Consider the following 11,987-nt stretch of genomic DNA (forward strand, 5'->3'; position numbering starts at 1 on the left):
AAGGATTCTCAGTCGATTTTCTTCTTTGTGTTTCTCTCGACTACGTTTAGCAATGTCGGCGAGTGGCAGGCACGTGTCGGGGCCTGATGATCAAACGTTTACCAATGGCTGCGAACGCTATGAACGAAGGCATGCAGATTCTATGGGACGACGCCGAGCGGGTACTCTGCCGTGGCAGACGTGCGGCGGGGAATGGTTCTGTTGCGGTTCTCGTGGCGTCAACCGCGGCAGAACAGCCTGGTCGCTCAAGCCTGGACCGTCTGGCTCATGAGTATTCATTGAAAGATGAACTCGATAGTCAATGGGCGATCCGTCCTGTGGAATTGCTGCACGACAATGGCCGGGTGCATCTGGTGTTCGAAGATCCCGGCGGCGTGTTGCTCGCCGAATTGCTCAGCGCCCCGATGGATGTCGAGACGTTTCTGCGCGCCTCGATCAGCATTGCCGAGGCGCTGGCCAGGATGCACGGCTGCGGCCTGATCCACAAAGACATCAAACCTGCGCATATTCTCGTCGATTGCGTCGATGGCCACGCGCGTCTGACCGGCTTCGGCCTGGCCTCGCGCTTGCCACGCGAACGGCAGGTCGCGCAATCGCCTGAAACCCTGGCCGGGACTCTGGCGTACATGGCGCCGGAGCAGACGGGGCGGATGAATCGCTCGGTCGATTCGCGCAGTGACCTCTATGCCTTTGGGGTCACGCTCTACCAAATGCTCACCGGATCCCTGCCGTTCAGCGCCGCTGATCCCATGGAATGGGTGCATTGCCATATCGCCCGGACACCCCTGTCGCCGAGCGCGCGGGTCGCCACCGTGCCGCAAGTGCTTTCGCAGATCGTGATGAAGTTGCTGGCCAAGACCGCGGAAGAACGTTACCAGTCCGCGATGGGGGTCGAACAGGATCTGCGCCGCTGCTTGAAGCACTGGCAACGGCAACAGCACATCGAAGCATTTCCCCTGGATGAACGAGGCACATTCGGCCGTTTGTTGATTCCCGAGAAACTCTACGGACGCGAGTCAGAGGTCGAGAGTCTCGTCAATGCGTTCGCACGCATGGCCGGCAATGGACGGCCCGAACTGGCGTTGGTCTGCGGATATTCAGGGATCGGCAAATCCTCTGTGGTCAACGAATTGCATCGCGCGCTGGTGCCGGCAAGGGGGCTGTTTGCCAGCGGCAAGTTCGATCAGTACAAACGCGACGTGCCTTACGCAACATTGGTACAAGCCTTCCAGAGCCTGGTGCGCACCTTGCTGAGCAAGAGCGATGCGCAAATGGTGGGTTGGCGCGATGCTTTGCGGGCGGCGCTCGGTGCCGATGCGCGGCTGATGTCGGACCTGATTCCGGAGTTGAAATTGATCATTGGTGAGCCCCCGGCGCTGGCCGATCTGGAGCCCGCCCTGGCGCAACGACGGTTCCTGAAAGTGTTCAGCAGATTTATCGGTGTGTTTGCCCGAGCGGAACATCCGCTGGCACTGTTTCTCGACGATCTGCAGTGGCTGGATGCCGCAACGCTCAATCTGCTCGAGGAAATGTTGATTCGTTCGAAGATGAATCATCTTTTGCTGATCGGTGCCTATCGCAGCAATGAAGTCGACGCCTCGCACCCCTTGATATCCAGGCTGCAGTCGATCAAATCCGCGGGCGGCACAGTGCATGAAATTTGTCTGGCACCGCTGGCCATTGCACACGTCGAGACGTTGCTCGTCGATGCGATGCAAGCGGACCGGGCGTATGTCGCGGCACTTGCACAGCTGATTCTGGACAGAACCGCCGGCAATCCGTTTTTCGTCATCCGCTTTCTCAAGACCCTCGTTGATGAAAGTCTGCTCACGTTCGACCAGGAGAGCAGACGCTGGCGCTGGGATGCCGATCTTATTCACGCTCAAGGCTACACCGACAACATTGTCGACCTGATGGTGGGCAAGTTGGTGCAACTGCCACTGCGCACGCAGCAAGCGTTGCAGCAATTGGCATGTCTGGGCGACGCTGCGGACGTCGACACCTTGTCGTGCGTGCTTGCGATGCCTGCGCCGCAGGTTCACCTGGTACTTTGGCCCGCTATCCGTGACGAATTGATCACGCGCCAGGACCACTCCTACGGTTTTGCCCACGACCGTATCCAGGAGGCGGCTTATCTGTTGATCGCGCCGGACGCGCGAGCGCAAAAGCATTTGCGGATCGGCCGTTTACTCCTTGATCAGGCGCCAAAGGACGAATGCATCGACACGATTTTCGAGATTGTCGGGCAGCTCAATCGCGGTGCGCCGCTGATGGCTCGCCAGTCGGAGCGCGAGCAACTGGCGCAATTGAACCTGCTGGCGGGCCAGCGCGCCAGAGCCTCGACGGCGTATGCCTCGGCGCTCAGGTACTTTACCCAGGGTGCTGATCTGCTCGACGAAACCTGTTGGGGCCGGCATCGGGGGCTGATCTTCGCCCTTGAGTTTGGTCGGGCCTGGTGCGAATTCCTGACCCGGCAACTGCTGGCCGCCGAAGCCCGTCTGCAGCGTCTGTGCGAACGCGTCGTGACAGTGGAGGAACGAACACAGGTGGCATGCCTGCAAGTCGATCTCTACCTGATTATGGATCAGAGCCAGAACGCGGTGACGGTGTGTCTGGCGTTTCTGCGCCATCTGGGCATCGAATGGTCGCCCCATCCCTCGGACGAGGAGGTGCGCGACGAATTCCTGCGAATAAGCCGACAACTGGGTAGCCGCAGCATCGAATCTTTGATCGACCTGCCACCCATGCAGGACGCCATTGCCCTGGCGGCGCTGGAAGCCTTGACCAAACTGATCGTGGCGGCGTTGCATATGGACGGCAACCTGCCGGGGTTGGCGATGTGCAGGGCGATCAACCTGAGCATCGAGTTCGGTAATAGTGATGCGTCGTGTGTGGCCTATGCCAACGTGTCACGAATTGCCGGTCGACGTTTTGCCGACTATCCGGCCGGGCAGGCATTTGCCGAGCTGGGTTGTCGACTGGTGGAGCGGCGCGGACTCGAGCGCTATCAGGCGCGCACTCAACTGGCTTTCCTGTTGTTTGCCCAGCGCTGGATGCAGCCGGTGCGTACCTGTGTCGAGCCGCTACGTCAGGTGTTCGAGGTTGCCACCCGGACCGGTGATCTACCGGTAGGCGCCTTTGCCGGCAACAGTCTGGTATCCAATATGCTGGCCACTGGCGAGCCCTTGGCCGATGTGCAGGCAGAGGCCGAAAAGGCCTTGGTTTACGCCCGCAAAATCGGCTTCGCCGTAGGTGTCGACTTCATCGAAACGCAGTTGGCGTTTATTCAGATGCTGCGTGGCCAGACGCGACTTTTCGGCAGCCTGGAACCTGGACGATCGACGGCGCCCAGCAAACGGCATCGCCGCACCGCGACGTCGCTGGTCTCGGCCTGCTGGCGCTCGATTCGCACGTTGCAGGCGCGTTATCTTGCTGGCGACTACGAAGCCGCGGCGCGGGCAGGGCAAGCCGCGCAGCAACTGTTGCATGCCTCGCACCTGTTTATCGAAGAGGCTGAATACGCGTTCTACAGCGCCCTGACCCTGGCCGCTCAGTGCAACAGCGCGCCTGCCGGCGAGCCGAGAGCCGAACTTGAACGGGTGGCGGCTCATTATCGACAACTGCGAACATGGGCCGATCTGTGCGAGCAGAACTACGCCAGCCACGCCACACTCCTGGAGGGAGAAATGGCTCGCCTCGAAGGGCGCGCGCTGGAGGCCGAACAGCATTATGAACAGGCCATCCATCTGGCGCAGGCCAGCGGTTTTGTGCACATCGAAGCGTTGGCCAACGAACTGGCGTCACGCTTTTATACGGAGCGTGGCCTGACCAGGATCGCCCGGATGTACCTGCAAGACGCTCGTTATGCCTATCAGCGCTGGGGCGCCGACGGCAAGGTTGAGCAGTTGGAGGCCAGCCATGCGTTTCTGCGTGCGGAAAAAACGTTGCCCGGTCCTACCAGTACGATTGCCACACCCGTCGAACGTCTTGATCTGGCCACGGTGCTGAAGGTATCGCAAGCGGCGTCCAGTGAAATCGTGCTGGAGAAATTGATCGAAATGGTCATGCGCACCGCGCTCGAACAGGCCGGCGCGGAGCGCGGTTTACTGATTCTGCTGGAGGCAGGCGAGCAACGTATCACGGCCGAGGCAATGGTCCATGATGACACTACACAAGTGTCCCTGCGCGAGGGGCCGGTCAGCGCCGCCATGGTGCCTCAGTCAATCCTCTTTCATGTGCTGCGGACCCGGGAAAACCTGTTCCTCGATGATGCTTTGAGCGAACCGCCGTTCGCCGACGACCCTTACGTTCGCGAACATCGCGCACGGTCGGTGCTGTGCCTGCCGTTGCTGCATCAGGCGCAGTTGATGGGGGCGCTGTACCTGGAAAACAACCTGAGCACGCGGGTGTTCAGCACCTCGCGAATCGCCGCGCTCAAGCTGGTCGCTTCCCAGGCTGCGATTTCGTTGGTCAACGCGCGTCTGTACCGCGATGTCCAGCTGCGTGAGGCCAAGATCCGTCGGCTCGTCGACGCCGATATCATCGGTATTCTGTTCTGGTCGGCTCAGGGTGAGGTGGTGGAAGCCAATGATGCGTTTCTGCGCATGGTTGGCTACGAGCGCGAGGATTTGCTGTGCGGTCGGGTGCGCTGGCGGGATATGACCCCGCCGGAATTTTTGCCTGTCAGTGAGCGCGCGCTCGCGCAAGCGTTTGCCACGGGCCGCGCGGCGCCGTTCGAAAAGCAATATTTGCGTAAGGATGGCAGTCGCTTGCCGGTGCTTGTCGGCCTTGCTTTGCTTGAAAGCGATCAACTAAAAGGCGTGGCGTTCGTCCTCGACCTGACCGAGCGCAAGCAGGCTGAAGCACAACACCACGACAGCGAGCAGCGTTATCGCGAGATTCAGGCAGAACTGGCGCATGCCTGTCGCGTAGCCACAATGGGTCAGCTCGCCGCGTCGATCGCCCATGAAGTCAGCCAGCCGCTGGCCTCGACGTTGGCCAGTGCACAGGCGGCCGTGCGCTGGTTGACGGCGCAGCCGGCGAATGTCGAGGAGGTACGCCTGTGTCTGGAGCGCATCGTCAAAGATGCCAATCGAGGCAGCGAAGTGCTGGCGCGCATCCGCGGACTCATTCGCAAGGCGCCACAGCCCAGGGAGTCGGTGAACCTCAATGAAGTGATTGGTGAAGTCATCGAAATCATTCGCGGTCAGGCCGAAAAGGCCGCGGTCGCGATCCGCGTCGACATGTTGGCCGAACTGCCGGCGGTCAATGGCGACCGGGTCGAACTGCAGCAAGTCGTGCTCAACCTCATAATGAACGCACTGGAAGCCATGAGCGCTACGGTGGGCGGCCCTCGCGAGTTACTCATCCGCACGCAACGCGACGAGGCGGGGCAGGTGTGGGTGAGTGTCAGCGACTCCGGACCGGGTTTCGGCTCACAGTCCAGCGAGCACCTGTTTACGCCGTTCTACACCACCAAACCCAGTGGGCTGGGCATGGGCCTGGCGATTTGCCGTTCGACCATCGAGGTGCATGGCGGCCAGCTCTGGGCTTGCGCTAACCGGCCTTGCGGCGCCGTGGTGCAGTTCGTGCTGCCCGCTGAAGAGCCACTCTGACAGGCAAAAAAACGCCCGCCAAAAACATCAATGGCGGGCGTCTGGGAAGTGCCGGCACAACAAGGAGAGCGCTGTACCGGTCAGGGACGAAACTTTCGGATCAGGCAGCGGAGCCGGTTGCCAGGCGCAGCCGATTACAGCTCAACAAGCGCATGACGTAGCCGATTTTGATTGCCGTCGGCCCGAGGATCGTCAGTGCATGCGCGCCCACCAATTGCGCAAGGCGCAGATGCGCGTCGAGCCAATAGGCGAAGACAATCCCGACGATCAGCATGACCAGCCCGCCGATCAACAACACATGCGACAGCTTCAACACCCGCTGCGCATTGTCGAAAAAGCCGTACACGTCGATCATTGCCAACGGCTCATGCCACGGGAATCGATGGGTCGGCGGCAGCCAGCGCGGCAGCGCGATCAGCGGCGGGCGGGTAGATCCACACCGTATTGATCTGGGTCTTGAGCTCCTTCGCTTCTGGCCCGATCAGTTTCAACTGGCGATCCCAACCCTCGGTGTACACAGCGCCCCATGCCCCCAAGTCAAGGCAGGTCACGTACTTGGGCTGGCTGTAGGTCATCGGTTCGACACCCAGCAAGTCGGCCGCGACGTTGTTGCCGGCATAACGGCCCAGGCTGATCGCGTGCTGACAGGACATCGCCGCGTAATTGCCGAGGGTGTCGGTCGCGGCGTAGGCGGTATCGCCCGCTGCGAAGACATGGTCATGTCCCAGCACTCTCAGGTTGCCGTCAACATGCAGCCGGCCTTGCAGGTCGCGCGTTCCGGCCACTTGTTCAGTGAGCGGGCTGGCACGGAAACCGACGGTCCAGATCACTGTGCTGGCCTCGATGCGCTGACCATCGGCGAGGGTCACGCCACCGGCATCGACCGACGCGACCGATGCGTTGACGATCCATTCCACGCCCAGTGCTTTCGACGCTTCGACAATAGCAGGGCGGATGCCATCGCCCAGGGATGCAGCGATCTGCGGTGCGCGATCCACCACGATCACCCGAATATCGGCGTCGGCGCCCAATGCAGCGCGCAAGCGGGCCGGCATTTCGGTCGCGGTTTCGATCCCGGTAAACCCGCCGCCGGCGACCACGACGGTGTTGCGCGCTGCACTCGGTGGCACATTCTTCAACGACTTGATATGGGCTTCCAGTCGCGCGGCTTCTTCAATCTGATCGACATCGAAAGCGTGTTCGATCACGCCTTCCAGCGCTGGCCGGATAACGCGGCTGCCGGCAGCCAGCACCAGACGGTCGTAATTCAGCGTACCCTGCGAACCGAAGGTGTCGCTGTAGGTGACGCGCTTGTTCTCGGTGTCGATGCTGTCCGCAACGCCTTTGACGAATTTCACCCCGACTGCCTCGAACAGATCACCCAGCGGCGCCGTCATGGTGTGCACATCCGGCTCGTAGAAACGCGGACGGATGCGCAGTTCTGCCTGGGGGGCGAGGACGCTGATCTGCACGTCGTTACGGTCATGCTGGTCCAACAGACGGGCGGCGCCCAGGGCGCTCCAGACGCCACCAAACCCTGCGCCAATAACCAGAATGTGCTGTTTCATCGGATGACTCCTGAACAAAAAATGAATCGTTTATGGGGGCTGTCGGTTCGCGCCGGACCGTCGTGCGGCCCCGTGTGATGTCCTGGCTGCAATCAACCATGGCGGTTCGATTCGCTGCAGATGATGCTATCGGGGAAGGACGCGAGCGACACTTCTACATAGGGTCAGCGGCGACATGCCTAAGTGTGAGGCGGGTATACGTGGGTATAGGCGCAACCCTTGGCGCGAGTCAGTCGGGCCGGTTGACGATGGCGTCGATGCACTTCAGCAGTTCGCCGCAGGGGAAGGGCTTGGGAAAGTAGGCCACCGGTGCAGTTGATTGCGCGCTGACCTGGGGAGGAGATCCTTGGTAGCCGGTAATGAATATGATCGGAATGCGCGCTCCTTGAGCGCAGAGCAGGTCATGCATTTCTATCCCGGACAGACCCGGCATCTGGATGTCCGAGATCAGGCAGCGGGTGTTGTGCGCGGCGGGGCACGCCAGAAACGCTTCGGCTGTGGCGAACAGTTGCACGGTGTAGCCGTTGGACCGCAGCAGACTGTCTAGTGCCAGGCGCACGGACTCGTCGTCATCGACAACCGAAACAACAGCAGTGTGGGCCATTTCTTTCCCTGGGCTCTTGCGGGTAGCCCAGCAAGGACGCCCGCCATGTCGGCAAGATACGCCGCTCACGCGGGCGGCGTACTTATACGTGTGTATAGAAATTCGTTTGAGCTTTAACCAAGTACCCGTGGCGGGCGGCAAGTCGTCAGCGTGAGAATCGACTGCGGTATTCGCGCGGCGTGATCGAGAGGTGACGCTGGAAGGCATAGCGCATGCGGTCTTCATCCCCGAAGCCGCACAGCTGCGCGATCTGATCGATGTTGCGCTGCGAGTCTTCGAGCAAGCGTCGCGCCGCTTCAAGGCGAAACAGTTCCAGGGCTTTCGCGGGTGTCCGACCGACCTTGTGCTTGTAGACGCGGGCGAAGTTGCGGGTGCTCATTTGCGCCTGGCGGGCCATCGCTTCGACTGTCAGGCGGCTGTCGCCGAGGTTGTCGCTCAGCCACAGGTGCAAGTCGTCGAAGCCGCCACGGTCGTCGGTCTGCGATTGCAGCAACTGGCTGAATTGCGCCTGACCGCCGGGCCGTTTGAGAAATACCACCAGCTCACGCGCAACTTCCAGGGCAATGTCGCGGCCGCAATCGGCTTCGACCAGCGCCAAGGCCATGTCGATGCCGGTGGTTACGCCTGCCGATGTCCACAGCGTGCCTTGCTGGATGAAGATCGCGTCGAGGTCGACATTGACCGTCGGGAAACCGCTCTTGAGCGTGTCGCACATTGCCCAGTGTGTGGTCGCCCGCAAACCGTTGAGCAAGCCGGCCTCAGCCAGCAGAAACGTACCGCTGCAAACCGAGGCGACGCGCTTGGCCTTGGGCGCTGCCTGACGCAACCAGCCAACCAGCGCGCGATTGTCTATCAACGCCTGACGAATATCCGGCGCGCCGGGCACGAGCAACGTATCAATGCTCACATCGTTGAGCTGGCTCAATGAGGTGGTCTGGACCGACAGGCCTTCGGCGGTGGCGATCAATCCGCCCTGCACACTGGCCGTGTGCATGCTGTATCCCGGCAGACCGCGCAGCGCCAGGGCTTTGGAGGCAGACCAGAACACAGTCTGTGCACCGGTCAGGTCCAGCAGACCCATTCGCGGATACGCCAGAAACAACAAGGTGCGCGGTTGCGTGCGCAGAGCGTTGAGCGAGGGAGTGTCGGGCAGCATCGAATTCATGGCGGCGTCAGGGCTCTGTTGTCGTCACGGCTGGCGAACAGGGGCACGGGTGCGTGGGTTTGCCGGATTGACGGTTATAAGTCATAAGTTCCCTGTGCGCCAGCCGCAGCCGCGGCGGTAAGAGCGCCCTCATCCTGACGGTGCAAATACGCAACGAGCGTCAGGGAGAGGGCGGGCCTTCAACGACAGGCCATGCAGAAACCAGGCACGGCCCGATAGGCAGTGCTGTTGCCGTTGTCCGCTACACGTCTTTCCAGCAAGCGATCCGAGCCCCCTTCAGCAATCCGGTTCTGCTTGAGATGATCCGCACCGTCGGCGGCCAGTTGGCGTTCGTGCAGGCGATCGGCACCCCCTTCGGCGACCCGGTTCTGCGGGGTTCGATCAGACCCGTCGGCGGCGATGCTCTGTTCTCGGGCCTTGTGAAGCGTGTTTTGAAGCAATGGCGCCGACGCGTCTCGGTCGCCTTCTGCGCGACCGCCGCTGCGCACTTCGGCGGCGTAGGTGAACGATGGCTGAGCACCGATGGCGGTCATTAAGGCGCAACTGAACAGTAAGTTTGCAAGTTTCATTGATTTACCCATCCTGTGAAATGGTGATGTTCAACAGCACTTGCAATTTTATAGTGCTGACAACTTCTGGCGCTTATGCAATGGGGTGGGCAGGGCGTTCATAGGTGTTAAGGACCTATGCTCAAGTATAAAGTCACAGTAACGGTCCGATGTAGCGGCCAGGTTTCTCACTGCGGTGAGTGCAGGGGGTGGCACTTATACATTGGTATGGTTCGCCGCCGCCTCGATATCGGTTCAATCCACTAAACAGGCTTTATTCTTATACCCGCGTATGATTTTTGCGGGTGTGGTCGCGGCGCACACTCTTCGGCAAGGAGCGTTGATAAACGCTCTCTCCAGACAGGCATTGGCCCGATGGTTTTCCGTATCAGTACAAAGGAGTGCGACCATGTCAACGTATCTGAACCATTCCGTTGCCTATCAGCAAGGCAGTGAGCAACAGGCCGCGTCTCGCCAGCCAACGGCATCTACCTTCGGCGGTGTGCAGGAACTGGTGCCTTCACGCTATGCACTGCGGGTGGGCGACATCGACGTGGTGGTGATCAGCGACGGCGTGCTGCCGCTGCCCACGTCGACCATGTCCACCAACGCCGACCCGGCGGCCCGCGCCGCCTGGTTCAAGGATATGTACCTGGGCCCCGACGCATTCGACTGGGCCCTGAATGTCCTGGTGGTGCGCAGTGGCGAGCAGATCATCCTCGTCGACGCCGGGCTGGGCGGGCAGTTCCCAGGCTTTCCCCGGGCCGGGCAATTGCCCAAGCGCCTGGAAGCGGCCGGCATTGATCTTGGATCGGTGACGGACGTGGTGGTCACTCACATGCACATGGATCATGTCGGCGGATTGCTCGTCGATGAAGTAAAAAACCGCCTGCGTGCAGACGTGCGCATTCACGTTTCAGCCACTGAAGTGGCGTTTTGGGAGACGCCGGATTTCACCCAGACAGTCATGCCATCGCCCGTGCCTGACGTATTGCGCGCCACCGCCAGGCAGTTCATCGATACCTACCGCAGCAAGGTGCGCACATTTGACGACGAGTATCAGGTGGCACCGGGCGTGGTGGTGAAACTCACCGGTGGCCATACACCCGGGCATAGTGTGGTCTACGTGAACTCTGGTGGCGAGCGTTTGACCTTCGCCGGCGATGCGCTGTTTCCAGTGGCCTTCGAACATCCCGACTGGCACAACGGCTTTGAGCATGATCCTGAGGAATCGGTCCGTGTCCGCATGCGCCTGATGCGCGAGGCGGCCGCCAGCGGCGAATGGTTTGTCGCCACCCACCTGCCGTTCCCCTCGGTGGGCCGCGTGGCCGTCGATGGCGAGGCGTTCCGCTGGATCGCGGCGTTCTGGGATTACTGATTTGCCCCTGCACATGCTGTAGCGGCTGCGGCACACTGCAAAATTTTGATCGTTGCTCAAGGCAAGTCAAATGCATGCAGTGTGTCGCAGCTGTCGGGCAAAGAACGGGTCTGCGCGGTCAGCGCCGACGCTGCAACGCTCGTTCGATACACGTCAGAAGTGCCTGGGTATCGAACGGTTTGGAAAAATACCCTTCCGGCTTTCTGACCTTGACACTGAACTGTGGTGGCAGCCCGGGTTTGCCCGTGATGAACAGCGTAGGGATATGGATATTCCTGGCCGCCAGTGCCTCGTATAACTCCACTCCGCACATGCCGGGCATTTGAATATCCGATACCAGGAAATCGCTGTTCTGCGGATCATCGGACCGCAAAAACGCCAGCGCGCTGTTATAGGTTTTCACCGTATAACCACAAGAACGCAATAAGCTTTTCAGTGATACAAGAATAAGCTCGTCGTCATCAACGACAGAAATAATGGCCGAATCAAACATGGGAAACCTGGCGTTTTTACCCTGATTATTCATGGGGCAAGTTATTGTTGATCTGCCAGAGCAGTTGCGCATTGCGCCGCAAGCACTCTTCAAAGAACCGTTTACTGGCAGAGTCTTTGTTGGCGTCCGCACTTTCTTGATATTCACGTAAAACGGCATCGGCTGTCCGTAGCCGACGCATGCCGTCATGAATGCCAATCAGGCAATCGGCAAACCCCAGGCTCTGTGCGACATCGTTGAGGCGGTAGAGGCTTGCGGGTTCAGCGTAGCCGCCCAAGTCAGCGATGCCGGTGGCGAGGAACCCCGCGTAGTCAGCCGTGGTGCGGGCCAGCCGGCGAAACAGCTGCCGTATTGGCAGGAAACTGACGTTGCGAAGTGTTTGCTCCAGGTAATCGAGCTGCGCCTGGATGCTCAGCGTCGTACCGAGCATTTGCATGAGCGCATCAATGGCCTCAATGCGCTCGACAGTGGATAAGGAGGTATGCGCACCGTAGCGGCTGATGCGTAACGGATGACTGACTTTATAGAGCGTTTGAGTAGCGTTCATGGCAACCGTCTCAGGCTGGCGCGCAGGCGCGATACGTGGCTTCGTAAGAGATGACCAGCTTAAGTCGAG

9 protein-coding genes are annotated in these 11,987 nt (G+C 60.4%); 2 read left to right on the top strand and 7 right to left on the bottom strand.

Annotation, left to right across the window (positions count from 1 at the left end; translation table 11 throughout):
* Positions 1-131: 131 nt before the first annotated feature.
* On the top strand, positions 132-5,615 hold the full coding sequence (locus HU765_RS03800; protein ID WP_186619215.1) for an AAA family ATPase: 5,484 nt from the start codon (positions 132-134) through the stop codon (positions 5,613-5,615).
* A gap of 100 nt (positions 5,616-5,715) precedes the next feature.
* Here HU765_RS03800 and HU765_RS03805 read toward each other — a convergent pair whose 3' ends face one another.
* The 5 genes from HU765_RS03805 to HU765_RS03825 all read right to left on the bottom strand — a co-directional run bounded on the left by HU765_RS03805 (position 5,716) and on the right by HU765_RS03825 (position 9,521).
* Positions 5,716-5,961 carry a transmembrane sensor/regulator PpyR gene (locus tag HU765_RS03805; protein ID WP_186546700.1) on the bottom strand — a complete coding sequence of 82 codons (246 nt, stop codon included), beginning with the start codon at positions 5,959-5,961 and terminating at the stop codon, positions 5,716-5,718.
* A gap of 19 nt (positions 5,962-5,980) precedes the next feature.
* Positions 5,981-7,183 (bottom strand): NAD(P)/FAD-dependent oxidoreductase, encoded by a 1,203-nt coding sequence (locus tag HU765_RS03810; protein WP_186619101.1) that lies wholly within the window; start codon positions 7,181-7,183, stop codon positions 5,981-5,983.
* A 229-nt stretch (positions 7,184-7,412) separates the two neighbouring features.
* Complete coding sequence (locus HU765_RS03815) at positions 7,413-7,787, bottom strand: response regulator (RefSeq protein ID WP_186546533.1); 375 nt, start codon at positions 7,785-7,787, stop codon at positions 7,413-7,415.
* 145 nt (positions 7,788-7,932) lie between these two features.
* Entirely contained in the window at positions 7,933-8,952 is a 1,020-nt protein-coding gene (locus HU765_RS03820) for a DJ-1/PfpI family protein (RefSeq protein WP_186546532.1), read from the bottom strand.
* Between the two features lie 179 nt (positions 8,953-9,131).
* Positions 9,132-9,521 (bottom strand): hypothetical protein, encoded by a 390-nt coding sequence (locus HU765_RS03825; protein ID WP_186546530.1) that lies wholly within the window; start codon positions 9,519-9,521, stop codon positions 9,132-9,134.
* Positions 9,522-9,909: 388 nt separating this feature from the next.
* Between HU765_RS03825 and HU765_RS03830 the strand changes: the two genes are divergently transcribed.
* Positions 9,910-10,878 carry an MBL fold metallo-hydrolase gene (locus HU765_RS03830; RefSeq protein ID WP_186546528.1) on the top strand — a complete coding sequence of 323 codons (969 nt, stop codon included), beginning with the start codon at positions 9,910-9,912 and terminating at the stop codon, positions 10,876-10,878.
* Positions 10,879-10,996: 118 nt separating this feature from the next.
* Here HU765_RS03830 and HU765_RS03835 read toward each other — a convergent pair whose 3' ends face one another.
* Together HU765_RS03835 and HU765_RS03840 are read right to left on the bottom strand one after the other, a co-directional pair.
* Positions 10,997-11,371 (bottom strand): response regulator, encoded by a 375-nt coding sequence (locus HU765_RS03835; RefSeq protein ID WP_186619102.1) that lies wholly within the window; start codon positions 11,369-11,371, stop codon positions 10,997-10,999.
* A gap of 25 nt (positions 11,372-11,396) precedes the next feature.
* A complete protein-coding gene (locus HU765_RS03840; protein WP_186546524.1) occupies positions 11,397-11,918 on the bottom strand; it encodes a hypothetical protein in 522 nt (173 codons plus the stop codon).
* Positions 11,919-11,987 lie beyond the last annotated feature (69 nt).

The organism is Pseudomonas sp. SWRI81 (genome assembly GCF_014268545.1).
In the GTDB taxonomy this organism is placed as follows: domain Bacteria; phylum Pseudomonadota; class Gammaproteobacteria; order Pseudomonadales; family Pseudomonadaceae; genus Aquipseudomonas; species Aquipseudomonas hamedanensis.